Origin of the sequence: Chitinophaga sp. (assembly GCF_039596135.1) — a bacterium.
In the GTDB taxonomy this organism is placed as follows: Bacteria; Bacteroidota; Bacteroidia; order Chitinophagales; family Chitinophagaceae; genus Chitinophaga.
Map to the genome: position 1 here is coordinate 28531 of NZ_JBCNKH010000047.1, position 23818 is coordinate 52348.

19 protein-coding genes are annotated in these 23818 nt (G+C 45.5%); 16 read left to right on the forward strand and 3 right to left on the reverse strand.

Annotated elements, in window-relative coordinates; genetic code table 11:
* The 8 genes from ABDW16_RS22560 (at position 1) to ABDW16_RS22595 (ending at position 10234) form a co-directional block, all read left to right on the forward strand.
* On the forward strand, positions 1 to 1491 hold the full coding sequence (locus ABDW16_RS22560) for an RICIN domain-containing protein (protein WP_343672916.1): 1491 nt from the start codon (positions 1 to 3) through the stop codon (positions 1489 to 1491).
* 112 nt (positions 1492 to 1603) lie between these two features.
* On the forward strand, positions 1604 to 2602 hold the full coding sequence (locus ABDW16_RS22565; protein WP_343672918.1) for an SDR family NAD(P)-dependent oxidoreductase: 999 nt from the start codon (positions 1604 to 1606) through the stop codon (positions 2600 to 2602).
* Positions 2603 to 2612: 10 nt separating this feature from the next.
* Positions 2613 to 3398 (forward strand): AraC family transcriptional regulator, encoded by a 786-nt coding sequence (locus tag ABDW16_RS22570; RefSeq protein ID WP_343672919.1) that lies wholly within the window; start codon positions 2613 to 2615, stop codon positions 3396 to 3398.
* Positions 3399 to 3687: 289 nt separating this feature from the next.
* Positions 3688 to 6702 carry a TonB-dependent receptor gene (locus ABDW16_RS22575; protein ID WP_343672920.1) on the forward strand — a complete coding sequence of 1005 codons (3015 nt, stop codon included), beginning with the start codon at positions 3688 to 3690 and terminating at the stop codon, positions 6700 to 6702.
* A 5-nt stretch (positions 6703 to 6707) separates the two neighbouring features.
* Positions 6708 to 8471 (forward strand): RagB/SusD family nutrient uptake outer membrane protein, encoded by a 1764-nt coding sequence (locus ABDW16_RS22580; RefSeq protein WP_343672922.1) that lies wholly within the window; start codon positions 6708 to 6710, stop codon positions 8469 to 8471.
* Between the two features lie 121 nt (positions 8472 to 8592).
* The gene (locus ABDW16_RS22585; RefSeq protein ID WP_343672924.1) at positions 8593 to 8913 is read left to right on the forward strand and encodes a metalloregulator ArsR/SmtB family transcription factor; all 321 of its coding nucleotides are present in this window, start codon (positions 8593 to 8595) and stop codon (positions 8911 to 8913) included.
* Positions 8910 to 9860: an SRPBCC domain-containing protein gene (locus tag ABDW16_RS22590; RefSeq protein WP_343672926.1), complete on the forward strand. Its 951-nt coding sequence runs from the start codon at positions 8910 to 8912 to the stop codon at positions 9858 to 9860. The genes ABDW16_RS22585 and ABDW16_RS22590 overlap by 4 nt, the downstream gene beginning before the upstream one ends.
* The gene (locus ABDW16_RS22595) at positions 9857 to 10234 is read left to right on the forward strand and encodes a DoxX family protein (protein WP_343672928.1); all 378 of its coding nucleotides are present in this window, start codon (positions 9857 to 9859) and stop codon (positions 10232 to 10234) included. The genes ABDW16_RS22590 and ABDW16_RS22595 overlap by 4 nt, the downstream gene beginning before the upstream one ends.
* 38 nt (positions 10235 to 10272) lie before the next feature.
* On the opposite strand, the gene ABDW16_RS22600 is transcribed toward ABDW16_RS22595, so the two are convergent.
* Positions 10273 to 12717, reverse strand: coding sequence for a hypothetical protein (locus tag ABDW16_RS22600; RefSeq protein WP_343672930.1), 2445 nt, complete (start codon positions 12715 to 12717; stop codon positions 10273 to 10275).
* A 60-nt stretch (positions 12718 to 12777) separates the two neighbouring features.
* On the opposite strand from ABDW16_RS22600, the gene ABDW16_RS22605 reads away from it, so the two are divergent.
* The 3 genes from ABDW16_RS22605 to ABDW16_RS22615 all read left to right on the forward strand — a co-directional run bounded on the left by ABDW16_RS22605 (position 12778) and on the right by ABDW16_RS22615 (position 16456).
* The gene (locus ABDW16_RS22605) at positions 12778 to 14055 is read left to right on the forward strand and encodes a hypothetical protein (protein ID WP_343672932.1); all 1278 of its coding nucleotides are present in this window, start codon (positions 12778 to 12780) and stop codon (positions 14053 to 14055) included.
* Positions 14056 to 14383: 328 nt separating this feature from the next.
* Positions 14384 to 15394, forward strand: a complete 1011-nt coding sequence (locus tag ABDW16_RS22610) for an RNA ligase (ATP) (RefSeq protein ID WP_343672933.1) — start codon at positions 14384 to 14386, stop codon at positions 15392 to 15394.
* 102 nt (positions 15395 to 15496) lie between these two features.
* The gene (locus ABDW16_RS22615) at positions 15497 to 16456 is read left to right on the forward strand and encodes a right-handed parallel beta-helix repeat-containing protein (protein ID WP_343672934.1); all 960 of its coding nucleotides are present in this window, start codon (positions 15497 to 15499) and stop codon (positions 16454 to 16456) included.
* Between the two features lie 29 nt (positions 16457 to 16485).
* Here the strand turns inward: ABDW16_RS22615 and ABDW16_RS22620 are convergent, their stop codons facing one another.
* The gene (locus ABDW16_RS22620; protein ID WP_343672935.1) at positions 16486 to 17391 is read right to left on the reverse strand and encodes an exopolyphosphatase; all 906 of its coding nucleotides are present in this window, start codon (positions 17389 to 17391) and stop codon (positions 16486 to 16488) included.
* Positions 17392 to 17462: 71 nt separating this feature from the next.
* On the opposite strand from ABDW16_RS22620, the gene ABDW16_RS22625 reads away from it, so the two are divergent.
* The gene (locus ABDW16_RS22625; protein WP_343672936.1) at positions 17463 to 18905 is read left to right on the forward strand and encodes an alpha/beta hydrolase-fold protein; all 1443 of its coding nucleotides are present in this window, start codon (positions 17463 to 17465) and stop codon (positions 18903 to 18905) included.
* A gap of 28 nt (positions 18906 to 18933) precedes the next feature.
* On the opposite strand, the gene ABDW16_RS22630 is transcribed toward ABDW16_RS22625, so the two are convergent.
* Entirely contained in the window at positions 18934 to 19974 is a 1041-nt protein-coding gene (locus ABDW16_RS22630; RefSeq protein ID WP_343672937.1) for an NAD(P)-dependent alcohol dehydrogenase, read from the reverse strand.
* 193 nt (positions 19975 to 20167) lie between these two features.
* On the opposite strand from ABDW16_RS22630, the gene ABDW16_RS22635 reads away from it, so the two are divergent.
* The 4 genes from ABDW16_RS22635 to ABDW16_RS22650 all read left to right on the forward strand — a co-directional run.
* Entirely contained in the window at positions 20168 to 20707 is a 540-nt protein-coding gene (locus ABDW16_RS22635) for a YdeI/OmpD-associated family protein (RefSeq protein WP_343672939.1), read from the forward strand.
* A 96-nt stretch (positions 20708 to 20803) separates the two neighbouring features.
* Positions 20804 to 21700, forward strand: coding sequence for a lysophospholipid acyltransferase family protein (locus ABDW16_RS22640; protein ID WP_343672941.1), 897 nt, complete (start codon positions 20804 to 20806; stop codon positions 21698 to 21700).
* Between the two features lie 36 nt (positions 21701 to 21736).
* Positions 21737 to 22768: a fatty acid desaturase gene (locus ABDW16_RS22645; protein WP_343672942.1), complete on the forward strand. Its 1032-nt coding sequence runs from the start codon at positions 21737 to 21739 to the stop codon at positions 22766 to 22768.
* Between the two features lie 57 nt (positions 22769 to 22825).
* Positions 22826 to 23818: vWA domain-containing protein (locus tag ABDW16_RS22650; RefSeq protein ID WP_343672943.1), on the forward strand; the 993-nt coding region annotated here is incomplete at its 3' end.

Consider the following 23818-nt stretch of genomic DNA (forward strand, 5'->3'; position numbering starts at 1 on the left):
ATGCTACGCAATTATATCCTAATATTGCTCACCCTTCTCATTGGTGCCTGCACCCCGAAGGGCGCAAATGAAGACAATATGCTCAAAGCAGATCAATTAGCTTATGCTGCTCCCACTACAGGGTATGGTAGCCTGAAAGATACCAACATCCTGTACTTTGGCAGATGGGATTTTAGTGACGGCACGAAATTCAATGCCTGGTGGGGAGGTGCTTATATCAAAGTAAACTTTACAGGTACTACTATAAAACTACAAACCGCCAATACCAGCAATTTCTATGCAAGTATAGATGGTGGTCCATGGGTATCTTACAAAAACGCAGGTGGTATTATAGACCTGACCGCTACTCCATTAGCGGCAGGTAATCACACGCTTAGCGTTGCCCAGGGCAGGGATTACGACTACCTGTTTAGTTTTCAGGGATTGATACTGGATGCCGGTGCTACTACCAGCAAACCTGCAGCGTCTGACTATCTCATCGAATACATCGGCGATTCTATTACAGCCGGTTACCTGGATGATCAGGCAAATGTATCGGATTATGCATGGATCTGTTCCGAAGCACTCAACACTGAGCATACACAAATCGCCTATCCCGGTATTGCACTGGTAAGCAGTCCGCGACATGGCGTGGCGATGGATAGCCAGTATTTTAAATTACAGCCGCCCAATTATACACCCCGTGTGGCATGGGATTTTACAAAGTATACGCCAAAGGCAATTGTGTTGAACCTGGGTACGAATGATAGTGATTATGAGGATTCAGACAGCACCTTTCAGGCGGTATATGAGTATTTGTTAACCGGCATCAGGACTAAATTTCCGGAGGCGGAGATTTTTGTATTGAGAACATTCCTGGGCATCCGGGCACAACCTACTGCTGCAGCTGTAGCAGCACGTATTGCCGCGGGAGACAAGAAGGTGCATTATGTAAATACAGATGGCTGGATTACCCAATCTACTGCTGATTACCTGCCAGACAATCTACATCCCAGCGAATCAGGGCATATTAAAATCGCAGGACTACTGCAGGCTATATTAGCTCCGTATGTAAAAGGCACGCGTGTAATTCCCGATGGCACCTACGCTATCGTAAATAAAAACAGCGGGCTGGTAATGGACGCCGCCGGACAAGGTACGGCTTCAGGTACAGCCATACAGCAATGGACGGATAATGCAGGAGCGAATCAACGCTGGCAGGTGACGTTTTTAGGAAATAACCGGTATAAGATCGTTGGCGTACAGAGTGGAAAATCGCTGGATATAAAAGGCCAATCCCTGGCCAATGGCGCTGCATTACAGTTGTATGATTACAATGGTGGTGAGAACCAGCAATGGATCATTACTAAAAGTGCAGACGGCTATTATACCATCACCGGGGTACAAAGCGGTAAGGTATTGGAAATCCCTGCCCTCTCTGCAACACCCGGTACGGCGGTGGAGCAGTATGAGAATAATGGCGGGAGTAACCAGTTATGGTTATTTCAATAAACAAAACAGGCTGCATCTAAACCAGGTGCAGCCTGACATTTTAAACAAAGTAAATCTGACACGTTAAACAAAGCTCCCTCTCTTCTACGCCCCTAAATTTGCTAAAAAAAAGATGGAACAACAACATCCGCTCAACAGCAAATATCACGCAACCACCACCACCCGTGAACTCATTGAAGGCATCAATCTATCAGGCAAAACCGTCATCGTCACTGGTGGCTATGCCGGCATCGGCCTCGAAACTGTTAAAACACTCGTACATGCTGGCGCAAAGGTATACGTTCCTGCCCGGGATATAGAGAAGGCTACCCGCAATTTAAAGGGTATAGAAGGGGTTATAATCTGGCAAATGGATTTAATGGACCCGGCATCCATCGACGCCTTTTCTGCCCGTTTCCTGGCCGCTGAAAGTGCATTACATCTCCTTATTAACAACGCAGGCATCATGTGGGTGCCCCTCCGCCGGGACAAAAAAGGCAATGAATCTCAGCTTTCCACCAACCACCTGGGCCACTTCCGCCTTACCGCCCGTCTATGGCCAGCGCTCAAAAGTGCCGGTGCCGCCCGGGTCATTAGTGTATCCTCCTTTGGTCACCAGATGGCACCCTTCAATTTTGAAGATCCTAATTTCCTGCACAGGGATTATGAAACATTGCAGGGCTATGGGCAGTCTAAAACAGCCAACAACCTGTTTGCCGTAGCTTTAGATACCCGTGCCAAAGCCTTTGGAGTCAGGGCTTATGCCGTGCACCCGGGCGCTGTCAATGACACCGACCTGGGTCGGGAAGCACCTATCTCCATGTTCCAGGAAATGGGTACTTTTGGCGAAGATGGTAAAATAAAACCCGAAGTAGCCGCCAGCCTCAAAACCGTTCCGCAGGGTGCCGCTACCACCATCTGGTGTGCCACCAGCCCTTTATTAAATAATATAGGTGGCGTATATTGCGAAGACTGCGATGTGGCAGAAATAGATAATGGCCAGATTACCCATGACTATGCTATGCCTGCTACCCTACACGGTATAAAACCATATTCTATCGACACAGACAATGCCGAAAAATTATGGCGACTGACCGAAACCCTCGCAGAGATCCAATTTAATGTAGAATAAATGTAGCGATATGAAATATATCACCCCCGACATTAAGCTCTCCACCCAAACAGAAAAGCATTTCTCCACCGAAGTCTCCTTCGATCATCACATGCTCATCTGGTTTATCTCCGGCGAAACGAAGGTGACACAGGCGGATGCTACTTACGTGTTCAAAGCGGGTGATATATTTCTTATTCCCCGAAACCTGCTTATTACAGTCTACAACGAATCCTATCAATCCGTGGTGATGCACCTGACAGTGGACCGGCTCAAAGCCTTCTACGCACAACAACCTCCTGTAGCAATATCACCCGCTTACCCCACCATCCGTCACTTTCCCCCTCATCCCCTGCTGCAAAGCTGTCTCTCTTCTTTATTACCTTACTTTGATATAAACGACCCTTTTCCTGAAAATATCGCCGAATTAAAGCTCACAGAAGCTATCACCATCCTCAGAACTGTCGATCCCACCATCGATCATACCCTCGCTAATTTTGAGGACCCTCATAAGCTGGACCTCATCGATTTCATGGAGAAACATTATATGTTTAATATGACTTTGGAAAAATTCGGTTATCTTACGGGCAGAAGTTTATCCACGTTTCACAGGGATTTCAAAAAGAAGTTTAATACTTCCCCTCAAAAATGGCTCACCCGAAAAAGGCTGGAATTAGCGCACTACCAGATCCGGGAAAAAAACAAAAGGCCAGCAGAAGTTTACCTGGATGCAGGGTTTGAAGACCTGTCCCACTTCTCATTTGCTTTCAAAAAACACTATGGATATTCACCTAATAAGGTGACACATCCATCCTGAAAATTTTAAATTAAAATAAACATAACCTTGAATTAACAACAAATTCCGGAAAGCGCACTATCATTACACCCTGTTTTAATAGAAGGTAGTGCCAATGAGAAATTGAGTATTTGAAAATATATCACCTTGCGTTCTGATTGAGGTATTTCCAATGGGGTTTACTAAGCTGTGCATCGTTTTTGTAGCATACCCACTTTACGCATTCTTTACAGCCTGATAATAATTAATCACTGCCCACCGGGTCAGGACTTACAATGTCTTTTAAAATCAAGCATAACAGCAGATTGCAATGAACAATCAATTACTTTTAATGCTAGCCGTATGGCTTTCGGCTGCCAGCCCTTCCGTGGCCAATGCAGCTACCCACAGTATCTATGAACAGGCAGCCCGCCAAACGCCTGTAAAGGGGATCGTAGTCGGAGCAGACGGCACGCCACTTCCTGGCGTATCTATCAAAGCTGTCTCTTCAAACAAAGGCACAACAACCAATGATCGCGGAGAATTCACTATCGATGCCGCTCCTGGTGACCAACTGGTGTTCACCTTCATCGGCTACACACAACAAACTATTGCAGCCACCAGCACACCTATGAAAGTAACTTTGACCAGCAGCAACAGTCAGCTGGGCGAAGTAGTGGTAGTAGGTTATGGTAGCCAGACGAAAGCTGACGTAACTGGGGCTCTCACCCAGTTGAAAGCGGATAATATCAGACAGGGTGCTCCTATCTCTGTAGACAATATGCTGCAGGGTAAAGTATCCGGTGTACGTATCGCTCAGTCCAGCGGTGAACCCGGCGCCGGTGTGGATGTCTTCATCCGTGGTGTGGGCTCTATCCGTAGCGGTAGTACACCACTCTTCGTTGTAGACGGTGTACCTCTGAGTAATGATAACGTGAGTGCAGGTGGTCCGGACTTCGGTCTTGGTTCTTCTGAACCTAAGAACCCGCTGAACTTCCTCAACACCAGCGATATCGAAACCATGACTATCCTGAAAGATGCTTCTGCCGCAGCTATTTACGGTGCCAGAGGTTCTAACGGTGTAGTCCTGATCACTACCAAACACGGTAGCAAAGGTGCCCCTACCCTTACTTACGATATGTATGTAGGTACCTCAAAAGTGATCAAAAAACTGGACGTACTCAATGCTGCGGAATACCGCAAGGCACTGGTTTCTCCTGCCTACGATCACGGTGGTAACACTGACTGGCAGGATGTAATTTACCGCGATGGCTTCGTGCAGAACCACAACGTGTCTTTTGGTAAGACGACCAACTCCGGTAGCTATCTCGCGTCTCTGTCACGCATGAACCAGGATGGTATCGTTGAAAAAAGCAGCTTCAAAAGAACCACTGCCAGACTGAATGCCGAAGAGTCTTTCCTCGATGACAAACGTCTGACTGTAAAAATGAACCTGACTGCGAGCGATATCAACGAAACCGGTATACCTAACGGTAACACCGCAGGTTCCGATGGTCAGCTCATCATTCATGCGCTGATGGCCAACCCAACCCGCTCCCTGCGTGACTCCACCGGCGCTTACACCAACTTCAACATGAACGCACACTACAACCCTGCGTACCTGCTGAGCATATGGGATGATCATACCAATACCTTCCGTGTACTGGGTAACATCGAAGCTGCTTTCAGGATCCTGCCAGGTTTGAACTACCGTTTCAACTATGGTGTAGACAAGTCTACTTCTGAGCGTAATACTACTATTTATCCTAACTATACCGACAGGCAACCCACCGGTGCATATCAGCAAAACAACCTGAAATCACTGACTACTTTGGTGGAGCACTACCTGACTTATAACAAGTCATTCAACAAGCACAACCTGGAATTACTGGGTGGTTTCTCTTACCAGAAATTCTCTTTTTCCGGTACCACCTATGGTCTGCAGGGTATTGCTGCACAGGGTGTAGGCGTTGCTCCTGAATACAATCCTGGTTATTCCGGTACGAGTACCAGCCCAAGTGGTTATGCCCAGGAAAATGAATTACAATCAGGCTTTGGTCGTGTAAACTACAACTACGATAGCCGCTATATGCTCACCGCCTCTTTACGTGCGGATGGTTCTACCCGTTTTGGTAACAATAACAAATACGGTTATTTCCCATCTTTTGCATTGGGCTGGACCATCTCTCAGGAGAACTTCATGAAAGACATCTCCCAGGTACAGGACCTGAAACTCCGCGCCAGCTGGGGTCAGACAGGTAACCAGGAAGTAACGAACAAGATCACCCAGGCGAGCTACTCCCTGTCAAGTGCATCTGGTTACTACCTGTACAATGACCAGACCCTGGTAAATGGTGTAACTGTAAACCGTACTGCAAACCCAGACCTGAAATGGGAAATGGTAGAACAGCTGAACATCGGTCTGGACTTCACCCTCTTCAAAGGTAAACTGTATGGTTCATTAGAATATTATAACAAGACTACGAAAGATCCTATCCTGAACATTCCTTCAGGTCCACTCAGCCCAACCACGACTGTATGGAAAAACGTAGATGCAAGTATCGTGAACAAAGGTTTTGAATTTACACTGGGTACGCAACTGGTTCGCACCAAAGATTTCAGCTGGACGCTGGACGTAAATGGTTCTACCCTGAGCAATACCATCAAAGACCTGCCTGTATCTGAACTCTACTCCGGCAGTATTTCCGGTCCTGGTTTGTCTGGTGTAAATGCAAACATCTACAAGAATGGTTACGAAGCAGGTTCCTTCTTTATGCTGAAACACCTGGGTTATGACAAGGATGGTAAAGACATCTTCGAAGATAAAAATGGTGATGGCGTAATCAACTCTAACGACAGGGAAATCTTCCAGGGTGCACTGCCTAACTTCAACTTCGGTGTCAACAGTAACCTGCGTTACAAGGCATTTGACCTGGGCTTCAACTTCATTGGCCAGACCGGTGGTTTACTGGTAAACAATACTGCACTGGACCTGAACATCAACAGCCTTGCATCTGACCGTAACGTACTGAGAAAATTCTATGATGCAGGCGCCAGCACAACCAACCCCGTACAGCTGTCAAGCCTGTACCTGGAGAAGTCAGACTTTATCCGTCTGGCTAACCTCCGCCTGGGTTACACGCTGACGATCCCGCACCAGGACTGGCTGAAATCTGTAAACCTGTACGTGAGTGCACAGAACCTGTGGACCATCAGTAATTATTCCGGCTACGATCCGTTAGTGAATACTACCAAGACCGTAGGTGGTAACCAGTCGTTGGGTATTGATTATACCACTTACCCCGCTGCTAAGACATTCCTGTTAGGTGCAACTGTTAAATTCTAAGAAACATGAGAAAGAAATCGTTATATACATATATGGGTATTGTGCTTACTGTAGCGATGGTAAGCTGTACTGACCTGAAAGAAAAAGTAATTGATGAGGTATTGGGTTCTAACAACTCCAATCCTGAAAATGCTATTGCTGCTGCTTATGGCCAGCTGGGCAGCGCCACCTTTGTAGACCATGCGAACGTATTTGGTTTGCAGGAGTATTCTACCGACGAAGCCATGCTGCCTACCCGTGGTAGTGACTGGGGTGATGGTGGTATATACCGTGCCATCCATGAGTTCACCTGGGGTCCTGACAACTCACTCGTAGCAAATGGCTGGAATAACCTGAACAGTGGTATTACCAAATCGCTGACAGCGGTAACCAGCGCCTACCAGGCAAACGGCAATGCCAACCAGGCACTGTTCCTTGCTGAAGCAAGAGGGTTGCTCGCTTTCTATACCTTCCACACACTGGACCTGTATGGTCAGGCACCTTACAGAAATCCATATGTAACCAATGCGCCACTGGAAATAAAGAGAGCAGATACTGCGATCGATGGCCTGATCAAAGAAGTAGAGGCGATCATTCCTAACCTCGCAAACCTGAAAGAACAGGGTACACACAATGGCCGTTTTACCAAACAGGCTGCTTATGGTTTACTGGCAGATATGTACATGAACCGTGCAGTATTCAAAAACCGTTACGGTGCAAGTTTTGACTTCACAGAAGCAGCTGTGGACGGTAATGGTACAGATATGGACAAGGTGATCTATTATACTACCCAGTTGATAGACAACACCATGTTCTCCCTGGAAACAAACTACTTCAGAAACTTTGATATCGACAATAACGGCAGACCAGAGCTGATCTTCGTGGTTTCGCAGGACATCAATTCCCTGCGCAGCAGCGATAACGACTTCGCCTATATGCCGATGGAAAGAAACCAGAAGCCTTCTTCGGCAAACAGGGGTACCAATGCGGTATGTACTACGCCTGAGTTCTATGCTACCTGGGCTAACAATCATGACGATCCCCGTTTTTCCCGCAAGTACCAGTATGATGATGGTACCTGGTTCATGAACGATGGTACTGATGTAAGCGTACCTGCTACCAGCATCGTGGCTAACAGTGCATCACTGCCCTGGTTCCACTTTAACCGTGGTTTCCTGGCAGGTCAGCAATATGGTCCGATCCTGCTTTCAAACAGTACCCTGAAGAAGACCAGCGATGGCAGACTTGCTGTAGAAAAACTGTATTGCGAAAAGAACACTTCGCTGGCAATGGACTTTACGCCTGAGCTGAATTTCGACAACCCGGCACAGTCTGTATTTACACAGGCACAGATCAACCGTGGTGTACGTATCTTCAAGTTTGAGTTCGATCCTGAAAAGGATAACGGTACCAGCAATGTAGATATTCCATTGTACCGCCTGGGTGGTATGTACTGTATGCGTGCGGAAGCTTACTTCCGTAGTGGTAAGACGGACCTGGCACTGGCAGATATCAATAAGCTGCGTACTACCAGAACACGTGAAGCATTATATAACAACGCACCCGGTGTAGCAATTACTTCGCTGGATGCCAATACCCTGTACAACGAGATTGCATTTGAAATGTACTGGGAGCAGTGGAGAAGAAAAGAAATGATCCGCTTTGGTAAGTTTGAAGCGGCACTGCCAGCTTCAGCAAAGCCAGCATCTGAGACTTTCAGAAGAATCTATCCTATTCCACAGTCTGCTATGGATGCGAGCAATGCATTTACGCAGAACCAGGGATATTAAATTTTTCCTTTTATAGAGGGGCCCTCCAGTGATGGAGGGCTTTTTTTTTGAATAATATTTTGTGAAACCGAATGGTTTCATATATATTTGCAACCATATGGTTTCACAAATAACCAAACCCATGAGAAGAGACATATTCCAGGCCATTGCGGATCCGACCAGAAGAGCAATTCTAGGATTATTGGCATTGCAGGCTATGACGCCAAACGGCATTGCGGAGCACTTTCAGACCACGCGTCAGGCAGTGTCGAAGCACCTGCGGATATTGACGGAATGCGAGGTTGTAAAACAGGAGTACCAGGGCCGGGAGATTTATTATCACCTTGAAATTCAGCGTATGAAAGAAATTGACAAATGGCTGGAACAGTTCCGCAAGTTGTGGGAAATACGTTTTGACCAGCTAGATAAAGTATTAGCGAATCTAAAAAAAAATAAACGATGAACAAGGCAATCCTTTTTAACTTTGATGTAGACAAGGCAAACAAAAAGATTAAGGTAGAGCGGTCCTTTAATGCGCCCCTGGACCTTGTGTGGGCGGCATGGACAGAAGCTGACATCCTTGACCAGTGGTGGGCGCCAAAGCCTTATAGGGTAGAGACAAAGTATATGGACTTCAGGGAAGGCGGCAGGTGGTTTTATGCCATGGTAAGCCCTGAAAACGAAAAGCATTGGTGCATCTTCGACTATGAGACCATTCAACCAGAAAAAATGTATGCAGGCAGGGATGCCTTTTGTGATGAAAACGAGGTGCTGAATACTTCCTTTCCGAGTACACATTGGACAAACAATTTTGCTGCTACCGATGTTGATAGTACAACGGTGACCTGTGAGTTACAGTTCAAGGCGCTGGAAGACCTGGAAACACTGATAAAGATGGGCTTCAAGGAAGGATTTACTGCAGGGCTTGAAAACCTGGATCACTATATCAGTACACAATTCTACCTGCGTAAGCAAAAGAAGCCGGACAACAGGAGCAGGGTATCTTCTTATGTGAATTTTCCCGGCAATACGGAAGAAGCTTTTAACTTTTATAAATCTGTTTTTAAGACTGAGTTCGTAAATGGTATACAGCGGTTTGGAGATGTACCAGGAGAAGTAAATGAGGCATTGAAGAACCTGGTCATTCATGTGGAATTACCATTGCCAGGCGGGCATATCCTGATGGGTACAGATGCACCAAAGGAAATGGGATTCACGGTGACACAAGGCAACAATATGCATATCAATGTAGAGCCTTCATCAAGAGAAGAAGCAGCGAGGTTATTTAACGAATTATCTGCCGGGGGAAATGTCTCGATGCCTTTGCAGGATATGTTCTGGGGTGCTTACTTTGGTAGCTTTACAGATAAGTTCGGGATCAACTGGATGATAAATCACCAAAATATATGAAGAAAATAATCTATAACATTCTGTCTGTATTGTTCGGGCTATTGCTCCTTAATGGCGGCTTCGCCAAGTTCTTTCATTATATGCCTGAACCCAAAGATTTGCCGCCTGCTTTGATGGCTGACAATGCAGCTTTCATGGAGATCTCCTGGCTAATGCCCCTCATAGCCGTTGCAGAAATTCTGGGTGGGGTATTAATCATTATTCCTAAAACAAGGGCGCTGGGTGCGATCGTTATTTTCCCGGTGATGGTTGGGGTAGCGCTCACGCATGCTACGGTGGCACCAAGTGGGTTACCGATGGTGTTTGTAATCTGGGCGATCTTGCTTTGGATTATTATTGAAAACTGGAAGAAGTATCTGCCAATGATCAGGTAAAAAAAGTATAAGGGAGTGCGTATCGCACTCCCTTTATCTTATTCTGGAATAATATTGCATTCTTCGCTGATCGCCTCATACTTTTCACACCAGGTGAGCCAGTGATCTAACTCAGGCTCCATTGGCGGTGCATCATCTTCCCCCCTGAATATAGCAGCAGATCCACCCGCCAGTTCAATTTTATTTTTCAGGTCATCTATCCATTCCTGCCAGTACTTTACATCTCCCCTTTCATTGTATACATAATCCCATAACTTTGGCTGATGTACGCGGGCTTCATGTAATTGAGTAATATCGGCTGACTTTAATGTTTCCGCTATCTTCTTTAATTCCGTTTCTTCTTCCTCATCTGCATCAGTAAAATATTTAGGGAATACACCAAATGGATGCATGAGTTCATTCAGTATATCCAGATCTTTCACATGCGTGCCTGCTATAATGAATGAACCAACACCTGCATCCAGTCTTAACAAAGCACCCTGCTGCTCAGTGAGCATACCATTCAGGCCACACATAAAACTCTTGTCTATCGGATCGTGTACAAACCGCTCATGCAGTGTAATATGCACGCCCCAGTAATAGTCTAAAATACTATTTAATTCCTGCACTCTTTCGGATAGCGGCACTGATCTTGTAATTTCACCCGCTAATCCTGCTGCAATCAATCCGTCCAGCAGCGCAGCACCCACCAGCCAGTAAGGGCTATCAGCCAGCCCACGATGCTGGCTATCTTCCTGGTACTTAGTAAAGATGTAGGCATAAGGGAACTCCGCTGCATACAACACTCTTCTGAATACTGAAACAGCCAATCCCTGGAAGATGGTTTCATCCGGTGTATTTCTGAACATCCAGATCAGTTTCCAGAGTTGGTCTTTATCGATTGTTTTGATGAGTTTATTATTCCATTTGATCTTCCTGTTTACATAACCTTCGATGGTGGTGAAGGCTTTCAATACTTCTGCATCATTCGGCACGTTCACCCAGTTTTCCGCTTCATCTTCTATCAGGGTACCGATGGTATCTTCATCGGTGATGTACCAGAAATAATTCTTTTCGTTTTCCGTATGAATAGCGGTAATAGAACCGGGCACAGCTTCCCCGTCTTCATCGATCTCCCCGCCTTTGTTCAATGCAATATGCCAGCCGTCTTCATTAATCGCCAACCGTAAATGATCCGGCCCGAACAAAGGGACATGCAGCAGGTTGAGAAAATCTTCCTTTGTAATAACATTTCGCTGAAGGGCGGGCTTTAACAAAGGAATGCCTTCTTTGACTGTAGTATAATATAAGAACCAGTCTTCCTGGTCAAACAATTCATCAATTACTTTTTCCCTGATGATTTCCTTGTCGTCGTCATCATTAAAATCCAATACTTTCACAGTGGCGAGATGAGAGAAATGGAAACGGTAATCATCTGCTATCACCACCGGCGCCCATACATAGGACTGGCTATTAAATTCTCCATGGTTATAGATTCCCATCAGCAGTTCCTGCACTGCTACATAACCCGTCACATAAATAAGCTGGCCACCTACAATGACGTTTTTTGCTTTTAAATTACCCAATACGATCAGGGAGCAGGCACCGTCTGTTTCCTCATTCACGATATTGCCATTCACAATGAGATCGCCTGTTACAACGATGCCAAAGTAATCAGGTATATCAAGGTCCAATGACTCCAGTACAGTGGTACCACTGTAGAGCAGGAACTTCAGGTCATCGCGTTCCGGCATTTTCTCTGCCAGGGCAAAGGGGTAGTCTTCATACTTAGCAGGTAAATGTTGTACCAGCGGTTTAATTGCTTCAAAGCCTACAACCTGCGGCGCAGGATTATTATCAGCAGAGATATGCCTCAATGAGGGTTTGAAAACGGGTACACCTGCCTGTAATAGTTTCAGGAGGCGTACATCACCGGCAAAGAGATAATTGTCTTCGTCGAGTAATTGAGCGGCAATATCCGGGATCAGGATCTTTTTCCAATCGGTATAATCAGCAGCCGGTATCTGCCATCCACGACAATAGGTGGCCGCATTGATCTTTCCTTTGATACGCGCACCATGGTCATCAATGATCAATAACTCCCCATTCAGGTCGCCGGCTATTTCAACATTGCCATGGTTGTAGTAAGCAACCATTACATCGGCAACATTCACATCTCCATTGACAATAATTTCTGCACAACCTGCTACCAGGCGTGTACAGGTCAGGGAACCATGTACCTGCAAAAAACAACTGTAGGTATCCGGTTCAAAATCGATGATGGGAGCATTGACAGTGAGGTGTCCGTTTACAATAATGCCTGCAATGTTTTGTTCATAATATAGGTCATAGAGGTCTACAATTTCATTCAGTACAGTATCCCCTTCGTAGATCCTGATTTGCAGGGTATCCAGGTTTTCTTCGAACAGATCGTAGTCAGTCGTAAGGGAGTCTAACAAATCGTTTTCCAGGGCTGCTCTTAGTGGCAAGGTCTTGAAGTTCAAAATAATGGTTTTTATAGACTGTGAAGATAATCACTTTAATAAATGTTTTAAATTTATGTCATGAGATGTTTTTTGCTCCTTTTTATGTTGCAGGCAACAGCCTGTAGTCATCCAGAGAGCTTTCCTACCGGGAAAGTCATAGACACCGTAGCCTGTAAGGCCGATCCATCGCAGACATACGCCCTGTATATTCCCCCTGGCAACAATGGGGCGGTCATTTACTGTTTTGATGCCCATGGCGCGGGGGTATTGCCATTAAATAATTATAAGACGCTGGCAGATAAGTATGGGTATATACTGGTGGGGAGCAATAATTCGAAGAACGGGAATGACTGGGGTACTACGGAAAACATCTGGCAGGCGCTGGAAAAAGATACCCGGGCGCGGCTACACATCGATACCAGTCATGTGTATGCCCTTGGATTTTCAGGAGGGGCAAAAGTAGCGGGATATGTAGCGCTGAATCATCCGGGTATTAAAGCCGTGATTGTCAATGGAGCAGGGTTACCGGATGGTACGCCGCCGGCGGATTTTCCATTTACCTATACCACGCTGGCGGGCGAGGGAGATTTGAACCTGACAGATCTGCTGGGGTATCATATGGCATTGAATAAAACCAACACGAAGCATCACCTGATTCCTTACAATGGAAAACATGAGTGGGCGCCGGCTACAGCTATGGATATAGCATTTGCAGGCATAAAGGCAGATGAGGGAGCTGCGCCGCCGGATTTTATGGCGAGAAGCAGAACAAGGATGGAAATGGATGTGCAGTCGAACCAGTTTTTGAAAGCGGAAACGGAGTGCAGGTTATTACTGAGTTATATGCCGAATGATAATTTCTTTAAAAATCAGCTGGATATTATTCTGAGTAATCCTGCGTATAAAACACAGTCCCAGGAGCAGATGGCGGTGTTGGTAAAGGAACAAAATACCAAAGCGGCTTATAATGCGAATTTAGGCACACAGGATACGGCTTACTGGCCCAAAACGATTCGTTCACTGAATGCAGGGGCACAGCTTCCTTCGTTCGAAGGTGCTATGAATCAACGGTTATTAGCTTATTTGTCCCTGATGTTCTATTCTGTAAGCAATCATTATATAGCCAGTCATACAGACGATGTGGCAAGGCATTTTGTGGATTTGTATGAGCTGGCAGATCCTACCAATAGCGAAGCTTATTATTTTTCTGCCATATTGTATGCACGGGCAGGAGATGCAGCGCATGCTGAAACAGCATTGCAGCAGGCAGTAAACAATGGTTTTAAGGATAAGGTTCGATACGAGCAACAGCCGGAGTTTGCTCATATCAAAGAGTCAGTGAAGCTTCACTTCTAAAATGGCACTATAAGGATACCAAAAGGGCACTTCAATATCCCTGGGGATATTGAGGTGCCCTTTTGGTGATCTATTGATCCCCTTTTAATACTATAGTCATGCTATAGTTTGGATGATATCAAAACTTTCCTATATCTTTGCCTCCGCAAAACTTTAAAATGAAACAAGTACAACATACAGCACCAATGATCAGCGCAGGCGTATATCGCCAATATGCGCTATCCGGGGCTTATTGTACTGATAAATAAAGGATTACCTTATTCTGTATAATACAAGCCCCGCAAGCAATTGCGGGGCTTTTTCTTTTTAATCCCAACCTAAATTAAACATGAGAAAACTAGCAAGTATCCAAAGGATCAAAAAACTGGAACCTATCGAAGGTGCTGACGCCATAGAGAAAGCCTATGTGCTTGGCTGGCAGTTAGTTGTAAAGAAAGATGAATTTAAACCCGGTGATCTCTGCATCTATTGCGAGATTGATAGTTTGATGCCCGCTAAACCTGAATTTGAGTTTCTGCGTCCCAGGGGCATGCGCATCAAGACTGCCAGACTGAGAGGCCAGATATCTCAGGGCATTGCGTTTCCGCTCTCCTTCCTGCCTGCAGGATTTGAGGCAGCTGAAGGCGCTGATTGCACAGATGCGCTGGGCATTACGAAATACGACCCGCCTATGCCTGCCTGTTTGAATGGAGTGGCAAAAGGCGCTTTTCCCGGCTTCATTCCCAAAACTGATGAAACCAGGGTACAGGTATTACAGGACATTCTTGACAAATATGTGGGCGAGACCTGCTACATCACTGAAAAGCTGGATGGTAGTTCTACTACTTACTTCATCAACAACGGTGAATTCGGGGTATGCAGCCGTAACCTGGAATTGCTGGAAGATGAGGGGAATAGCATGTGGAAAGTGGCCCGGGAACAGGATATCGAAAACAAACTGCGATCGTTGAATGGTAATTTTGCATTCCAGGGCGAACTGGTTGGCGAAGGTATACAAAGCAATAAGATGAAGTTGCGCGGACAGCATATCCGCTTTTTCAATGTATTTGACATTGACAACTCCGCATACCTGGATTTTGAAGGGTTTACCACACTGATGTCTTCATTGGAACTGAGCACCGTACCTGTGTTGACTACTGACTACGTGCTGGAAAATGACATTGAGGAACTGGTGAGGAAGGCAACTATCAGGAGTACTATCTGTCCTGATGCATGGGCAGAGGGAATTGTGATCCGTCCTGTCAAAGAAAGGATAGAGCTGTACAACGATCACTTTGTGCATAACAGGGTGACCTTTAAAGCCATCAATCCTGAATTCTTATTAAAATATGGTGAATAGTTTTTTACTCCGGCAGATAAATCTCTGCCGGAGTTTTTTATCTTTATACGACCCTATTATTACGAGAGCGCATATTTCACGTTAAAACTCAAAATTATCATTATGAAAAGACCCGTCTTTTTAGCACTAGCTATTTCTTTGTTTTCCTGTCAGAAGTCTACCGAAAAACTACCTACAGATCTGTCTACATTGGCAGCCACACAGGCCGCTACTACCCGGTATTTGCCGGCACTGAACGGTGCGGACGAAACGACTGCTTTTCAAAGCCTGATTGATCAATCTTCCAGCGGTGATCAGATCATTGTACAGGCAGGGAATCATTATTTTAAGAGTACGGTCCATATTAACAAAAGCGGCCTGTATATTGCCGGCGAGCACAGTACTACGGCTCCTACTAATTACATGCGAAAAGCGCCTACCAGCTCAGGTTCAGGCGTGTCTGTGCTGGATGTGGATGCCGGGGTGATTAATACAAATATAGACTGGATCTATATTGATGGTGGGAATCTGCCAGAACCTTGCATGCGGGTGTTTGGTAATTATACCAAAATTTACAACAGCCATTTCAGGAATAGTGGCAATACCGGTTTATTGTTGCACCAGGCGAATAATTTGTGGGTAGAGGGCGTGAAGTGTTATTACAATTACATGTGTGGCATCTCTCAGTCCGGTTGTTCAGACAATGATATTATTAATAGTCAGTTGTACGAAAATGGTGCGGAAGGATTGACGATTGATGTATTTTCTCATAATTGCAACGTGAGCAATATCTGGATTTATAAGAATAATACCGGGTCAAGAGGTGTAGGTGGTATTGGTATAGATGCATCTAATGGTGCACAGATTCATGATTGTACGATAGATTTAACCAATGGGCATGGGATCAGGTTTCAGAATAATCTGAATGTGGTGGATGACGGTTGTCAGATTTATAATAATACAATTACGAATAATACGGGTTGTGCAATTAGTGAGCGGCATCCGGCACTGGTCACGAATTTTGGACAGTGGGGAAATACGTTTGCAGGGAATGGGACGAATGGGATTTGCACGGAGGATTGAGATTAAAGCATACAGGAGTAAGGGTCTGGTTACTCCTGTATTTCTTCCCGAAGGCTGGCTAAAACACCCATTTTAAGATCATAAGCAGAAAGGCTCAGTTGCTGTAAATTAAATTGCTCCAATACATAGTCGGTAATAATAGCAGCAATCACTATCATATCTACACGCAGTGAAATTAAACCTTTCATGTTTGCTCTTTCATTGTGTGTAGAATTCATTAAACGGCGGGAGATTATTTTGTATTTATCTATATCAAGACTTGCCGCAGCTACCTCTCCTATCTCGTTCCCATCATTCAATAAGGCGGCAAAGGATTCAAAAGCACCTGCAGAACCTACTAACAGAGAAGGTTTGTATTGCGCACAGGCAGTTTTTAAATCCGCTAATGTATTGTCAAGGTGATGAATAATGGATTGATGTTCGGTATTGCTAAGCGGATCTGAATGAAAATAAGCCTGCATTAACCGGGCGGCACCTATGTTATAGCTCTTCTGCCAGAGCGCTTTTTCGGGATTACAAATAATGAACTCCGTACTACCACCACCTATATCCATTACAAGGCTCGTTTGTTGGATCAGGCCCGTAGCCATTACCCCCCTGAATATATACCCTGCTTCTGCCTCACCGGTAATCATTTCTATATGAATGCCTATTGCTGCGGCTCCGGCCACAAACTCATGTCCATTTTCCGCACTGCGTACTGCAGATGTAGCTACTGCTTTGATGACATCTACCTGGTAGTTATCAATTGTCGCTTTGAACTGGGTGAGCGTGCGAATGCCCCTTTCCATCGCCTCGGGGATAATTATATTTTGATTGATCCGCCCCTGCCCTAACAATACTGGTACGGTGGTTTTATATAAAATACGATCTACTCCTTCTGCAATCAGCAAATGAAATGTATTGGTACCAAGGTCTATTACTGCAAATCTCATGTCCTGCACTTTAAATATTGCAAAAGATATAGAAATTCTCTTTAATTTAGGTTGAAGACACCCATTCTAATATGAAATCATTTTCCGTTTTTGTTTGCTCAATGCTCTTTTGCATTCATTCTTTCGCCCAGCAGTTCAGCGTCAGTTTTCCAGACAGCCTGCTTTCCACCCCATTTACCGGCAGCATTCTCGTATATCTTTCCAAAAATTCGAAGGAGCCCAGGTTGGTATCGTCGCTGCTGGAAAATGCACCTTGTGTGAGGGTGAATGTTGAAAATATTCATCCTGGCGAACCGGTACTGATCAGGGCAAATGCACCCGCTTTTCCCGTAGCACTGGCTGACCTGGAACGGGGACAATATTATGTACAGGTAGTATGGGATCGTAACCTGGGCGGACAATTTATTGGGCAATCGCCTGGCAATTTATACAGCTCTTCGCAAAAGATACTACTCGATCATAATTCCAGTTCCTTTACAATTAAAGCGGATAATATTATCCCGGCGTATACTTTTAAAGAAACACAATACATCAGGGAGCTAAAGGTGCCTTCTCAATTGCTGAGTGATTTTCATCATACACCTTATTCCATCGATGCAGCTATCCGGCTGCCGAAGGAATATTATACATCGCCTAAGCGGAAATTTCCCCTAAAGTTTGTGGTATTTGGTTTTACCGGGAATTATCATTATTTCTCCGGGTATCCGAATCCGATGGAACCAATAGATACGACTCCGTGCATAGGCGTGTACCTGGATGGAAATTGTCCGTTGGGGCATAGCGTATATGCGAATAGTGACAACAATGGACCCTGGGCCGATGCACTCATTAAAGAGTTTATTCCACAACTGGAAAAGGCTTATCGTTGTAATGGGGTGCGGTTCCTGCACGGGCATAGTAGTGGTGGCTGGAGTGTGTTATGGTTACAGACACAGTACCCTGATCAGTTTACCGCCTGCTGGTCCAGTTCTCCTGACCCGGTAGATTTTCACAGGTTTCAGAAGGTAGATTTGTATAGGGATAAGAATATGTTTTATGACAAGGATAGTACATTACAGCCCTTAGGTACAGTTGCAGGGCAGATACCCTGGATTTATATGCGGAATGCGTACCAGATGGAAAGAGTGATTTACAGGGGGGAACAGATGCATTCATTTGATGCGGTATTTGGGCCGAAGGGAGCTGATGGGAGTCCGTTACAGTTGGTGGAGCCGTATACAGGCGAGATAGATACTGCTGTGTTTAATCATTGGAAGAAGTATGATATATCTGCCTACCTCGTGCAAAACTGGGAGCAGATAAAAGGGAAGCTGGATGGGAAGATAAGAATTACGGTGGGAAACCAGGATAATTTTTTATTGAATTATCCTGTAAGACTGATGGAAGAGAAAATGAAGGCGCTGAAAGCGGGTGTTATATTTGAATATTACCCGGGGGATCATTTTACAGTACAGACGCAGCAGTGGGTGAAAGATGGAAATGCATTTTTTGCGAGCAAGTTAAAGAAACAATGAGAAGGCTGCTCATGCAGCCTTCTCATTATTATAAAGTACTCATATCGATCACAAAACGATACAGCACATCTCCTTTCTCCAACCGGTTAAAAGCAGTTTGTATATCCTGTATTTTAATCACTTCCACATCGGCAACAATATTATGTTCCGCACAGTAATCCAGCATTTCCTGGGTCTGTGCCAGACCACCAGCACCTGATCCTGCTACGACTTTATTGCCGGCGGCCAGGCTGAAGGAAGGAATGGACCAGGGTTTTGCAGGTATTCCGACGTTGATATAAACGCCATTTGTTTTTAGTGCGGCGATGTAGGGATTGATATCATGATCTGCAGCGACAGTGTCGATAATAAAATTAAATGACCGCTGTACTGCTTTGAACTGTTCTTCATCGGTGGTGACTACAAAATGATGCGCACCCAGTTTTAAAGCAGCTTCCTGCTTCCCTGCAGAGGTACTGAGTACGGTAACTTCTGCACCAAATGCAACGGCAAATTTCACTGCCATATGCCCAAGACCACCTAAGCCTACTACTGCTACTTTATGCCCCTTGCCTACCTGCCAGTTGCGCAGTGGAGAGTAAGTGGTAATACCTGCACATAACAGTGGTGCAACGCCTTCTAACGGCAGGGTATCTGCAATGCGGTAAACGAATTCTTCCCGGACTACAATGAGGTTGGAGTAACCGCCGTAGGCAGGCGTACCATCTTGCTGGAGGTTATTATAGGTTTGCACCGGGCTTACCTGGCAAAACTGTTCCTGGTCATTGCGGCAGTCTTCGCATTCCATACAGGCGTCTACCATTACGCCTACGCCGCCTATATCGCCTGCTTTGAATTTGGTGACATGCGCACCGGCTTCTATGATTCGTCCTACAATCTCATGGCCGGGGATCATTGGAAAGATGCCGGGAAACCAGTCATTCCGGATCTGATGGAGGTCGGTGTGGCAGACCCCGCAATATAAAATTTCGATGAGTACATCATGAGCGGTCAGGGGCCTTCTTTCAAAGGTCCATGGTGTTAGTTCAGCGCCTGCTTGTAATGCAGCGTATCCTTTGGCAGCAATCATATGATTTGTTTTAACAGACCAAAGTTAGCCTGAGGGATATAGGGAGAATTTAACTATTCAAAGTGAAAATTATAACTTTCAAAGCAGGCATTTCTGCAAAGATGATATCTACTACTGACATAGGGTTGTCATAACCGGTTTATAGCTTTGTGGTATAAACTTATATAATGATCAGTCAATACGCAATGAAATAATGGAAACATTTTGCCCGGCCAACCGCCAGGAATGGCGGCAGTGGCTACAGGAAAACCATGCCAGTGCTCAATCTATCTGGCTCGTGTACTACAAAAAGCGGGCAAACCGCCCGACCCTTACCTGGAGCGAAGCCGTGGACGAAGCGCTTTGTTTTGGCTGGATAGATAGTACGGCAAGACCCATTGATGAAGAAAAATTTATGCAATTCTTCACAAAAAGAAAGCCCACCAGTGTCTGGTCAAAAATAAACAAGGAAAAAATCAGGCGCCTCACAGCCGCTGGTTTGATGATGCCTGCTGGCCGTCAATGCATTAGCCTGGCCAGGAAAAATGGCTCCTGGTCTATACTCGACGAAGTAGAAGCACTAAAGATCCCCAAAGACCTGGAGCAAGCTTTTAAATCCAAACGCGGTTCAAAAGCTCATTTTACAACTTTAAGCAGATCGGTGCAAAAAAGCTACCTGCAACGACTGGTACTAGCAAAACGACCGGAAACCCGGTTAAAAAGGATCCAGGAAATAGTCAACTTAGGTGAGTAAACGAAAATCGTTTGCTCACCTTTTTATATTTATTCTCAGAAATTATTAAATACTAATAAATTAACATACATTTACCCCCATAAACTTTAGAAGAAATTGTCCTTTACCTATTACCTCCTACAATTTGTTACTTACGGAGTAGCACTATTGCCATTTAGCGTATTGTACCTGCTTTCTGACGTTGTGTACGTGCTGCTGTACCATGTTCTTTCCTACCGGAAAAAGGTAGTTATGAGTAATCTTCGTGCTTCTTTCCCTGACAAGTCGGAAAAGGAACTGAAAAAAATCTGCGGGGAGTTTTATCACTATCTCTGCGACATGTTCCTGGAAACATTCAAGACGCTTACCATCAGCAAGGCGGCCATGATAAAGCGCTGTGCATTTACGCCGGAGACCATCGCCCTCTTTAACCAGCTGGCAGCGGAGGAAAAGAGTGTGATCCTGGTAATGGGGCACAAAGGTAACTGGGAATGGGCTGGCAATTCGTTCAGCATCCTGCTCAAACAGCAATTGTACGTGATTTATCATCCACTGTCTAACAAGCACCTGGATGCCCTGATGTATAAAATGCGGACCCGTTTCGGCACGAAGTTGATTGCCATGCAGGATACATTTCGCGAAATGGTGAAGAACAGGAAAGAAATAAACGCTACGGCATTCATTGCCGATCAGTCACCACAGCCGGCTACAGCTCACTGGATGACGTTCTTACACCAGGACACGCCTGTTTTTAAAGGAACCGAAAAGATCGCTCAAAAAATGAATTACCCGGTAGTGTATGTATCTGTGCACAAGGTGAAAAGGGGGTATTATTCAGTAGAAGCTTCTATGCTGATCGAAACGCCCACTAACGAGGCAGAAGGCGCAATCACAGAGATTCATACCCAACAGCTGGAGCGGGATATTATTGCGCAACCGGCCACCTGGCTCTGGTCGCACAGAAGATGGAAACACAAACGCCAACCACAACCGCAAGCGGTACCAACCATATAATTTCAATTATACCACAACGTTAAAATTATCTATCCTATGCGCGAAGGGAAAGACCTTATCCTGGCTACAAAACCATATGCCAATGAAATCAGGTCCAGGAGCTGGTTCCATCTCATTACTACTTTGGGTTTGCTGATACTGGCATTGAGCGGTACGCTGGTATTGCCCTATTTTATAGCGAGGCTGACGGCCAGCATTTTTGCAGGGTTACTGATTGTGCGAACGTTCGTGATCTATCATGATCATCAGCACCATACGATATTGCATAATTCCAGGCTGGCGGATGCCATCATGACGGTTTTCGGGATTTATATCCTGGCGCCGGCCAGCATCTGGAAAAGATCTCACGATTATCATCATAAGCATAATTCAAAATTGTTCAGCGCCAGTATTGGCTCCTACCCTATTGCCACCAGGCAGAAGTTCGAGCAGATGAGCCGTAAGGAAAGAAGGTCTTACCTCTTTACCAGGCATCCGTTAACGATTCTGGCGGGGTACCTGTCTATGTTTATGATTGGCATGTGCCTGCAGTCATTCCTGAGTAGTCCGAAGAAGCACCTGGATAGTTTGCTGGCACTGGTATTGCATTTCTGCGGCAGTGCAGCGGTGATTTATTTCCTGGGGTGGCAGGCATGGGCGCTGTTTATCGTGGTTCCATTTTCTATTTCCTGTTGTATGGGTGCATACCTGTTTTATGCACAGCATAATTTTCCGGGCGTAACTTTCAATGATAATGAGGATTGGTGTTATCATGAGGCAGCGTTGCTGTCTTCCAGCTTTATGGTGATGTCGCCGTTTATGAACTGGGTGACAGCGAATATTGGCTACCATCACATTCACCATCTGAATGCGCGTATTCCATTTTACCGGTTGCCCCAGGCAATGGCCGGGATTCCTGAGTTGCAACATGCAAAGACAACCAGTCTGCGGATCAGGGAAATCATGGCCTGTTTAAAGCTTAAAATCTGGGATCCGCAGTTAAAGCGCATGATCACCCTGCGGGAAGCTGCGGCGTTGAAAACACCGGTTTATAAAGTAGCCAGTCCGCAACCTTTAGGTTTTTCTTAACATTTATATTTATGGAAAATGGATTTTCCGGGAATCATGAAAGAAAATCCATTTTCCATGAGTCCAAGGTACATTATCCCAGTTGGCACTTTTTTCTGTGCCTTATTCCTGATGGGCACTGTGCATAAGCATTCTGCGGCGGTATCCGCTCCTCCTCCTCCTTCAGTCGTTACAGATTCTCCCCACGCTCAATCTAAAATCCAGGTAGTTTTTGCATTGGATGCAACTGGTAGCATGTCCGGTTTGATCGGGGCTGCCAAAGAAAAAATATGGTCTATTGCGGGGAGTCTTGCACAGGCGGAGCCTGCGCCAGTGATTGAGATAGGGTTGATATTTTACAGGGACAGGGGCGATCAGTTTATTACAAAAAGGGTGGCATTGTCAGGTGATATGGATGAAGTGTATGAAAAGCTGATGCAGATGAGTGCAGACGGTGGCGGGGATAGCCCGGAAAGTGTGAACCAGGCGCTGAATGAGGCGATTACGAAGTTTAAATGGGATACGGCGGCCAGCACTTACAAGACGGTGTTTTTGGTGGGAGATTGTCCGCCGCATATGGATTACAGGGATGATGTGAAGTACCCGGTGAGTTGTAAGCTGGCGACGCAGAAGGATATTGTATTGAATACGATTTTGATGGGGAGTGATTTTCGGGCAATGCGGGTGTGGAAGGATATAGCGCAGTGTAACCAGGGGAGTTATACGCAGGTGAATATGGATGCGAATGATATACAGGTGAATACGCCGTATGATAACCAGATTGCGCAGTTGTCAGACCAGTTAGATGATGGCAGAATGTATTATGGTAATGAAGCGGAGAAAGAGGCTTACTCAGCGAAGGTATCCAAGAGTAAGTATATCAGTACCAATGTGGGTGCGAATGTGAAGGCGCAGCGGGCGGAGTATAATTCCAGCAAGGCCGGGAAGGGTGCTTATTATGGGAAGAAGGAGTTGCTGGAGAGTTACAGGGACAAGTCAGTATCGGTAGCGTCTATTAAGACGGAGGAATTGCCGGATGAGATGAAGGGGATGACGGTGGTACAGCGAGAG

What these genes read in the sequence shown, in the direction of transcription:
- ABDW16_RS22645 (WP_343672942.1), top strand. Translation starts at nt 21,737, where the DNA reads ATGCGCGAAGGGAAAGACCTTATCCTGGCTACAAAACCATATGCCAAT.
- ABDW16_RS22590 (WP_343672926.1), top strand. Translation starts at nt 8,910, where the DNA reads ATGAACAAGGCAATCCTTTTTAACTTTGATGTAGACAAGGCAAACAAA.
- ABDW16_RS22560 (WP_343672916.1), top strand. Translation starts at nt 1, where the DNA reads ATGCTACGCAATTATATCCTAATATTGCTCACCCTTCTCATTGGTGCC.
- ABDW16_RS22635 (WP_343672939.1), top strand. Translation starts at nt 20,168, where the DNA reads ATGGAAACATTTTGCCCGGCCAACCGCCAGGAATGGCGGCAGTGGCTA.
- ABDW16_RS22610 (WP_343672933.1), top strand. Translation starts at nt 14,384, where the DNA reads ATGAGAAAACTAGCAAGTATCCAAAGGATCAAAAAACTGGAACCTATC.
- ABDW16_RS22615 (WP_343672934.1), top strand. Translation starts at nt 15,497, where the DNA reads ATGAAAAGACCCGTCTTTTTAGCACTAGCTATTTCTTTGTTTTCCTGT.
- ABDW16_RS22625 (WP_343672936.1), top strand. Translation starts at nt 17,463, where the DNA reads ATGAAATCATTTTCCGTTTTTGTTTGCTCAATGCTCTTTTGCATTCAT.
- ABDW16_RS22570 (WP_343672919.1), top strand. Translation starts at nt 2,613, where the DNA reads ATGAAATATATCACCCCCGACATTAAGCTCTCCACCCAAACAGAAAAG.
- ABDW16_RS22580 (WP_343672922.1), top strand. Translation starts at nt 6,708, where the DNA reads ATGAGAAAGAAATCGTTATATACATATATGGGTATTGTGCTTACTGTA.
- ABDW16_RS22605 (WP_343672932.1), top strand. Translation starts at nt 12,778, where the DNA reads ATGAGATGTTTTTTGCTCCTTTTTATGTTGCAGGCAACAGCCTGTAGT.
- ABDW16_RS22630 (WP_343672937.1), bottom strand. Translation starts at nt 19,974, where the DNA reads ATGATTGCTGCCAAAGGATACGCTGCATTACAAGCAGGCGCTGAACTA.
- ABDW16_RS22565 (WP_343672918.1), top strand. Translation starts at nt 1,604, where the DNA reads ATGGAACAACAACATCCGCTCAACAGCAAATATCACGCAACCACCACC.
- ABDW16_RS22620 (WP_343672935.1), bottom strand. Translation starts at nt 17,391, where the DNA reads ATGAGATTTGCAGTAATAGACCTTGGTACCAATACATTTCATTTGCTG.
- ABDW16_RS22575 (WP_343672920.1), top strand. Translation starts at nt 3,688, where the DNA reads ATGAACAATCAATTACTTTTAATGCTAGCCGTATGGCTTTCGGCTGCC.
- ABDW16_RS22585 (WP_343672924.1), top strand. Translation starts at nt 8,593, where the DNA reads ATGAGAAGAGACATATTCCAGGCCATTGCGGATCCGACCAGAAGAGCA.
- ABDW16_RS22595 (WP_343672928.1), top strand. Translation starts at nt 9,857, where the DNA reads ATGAAGAAAATAATCTATAACATTCTGTCTGTATTGTTCGGGCTATTG.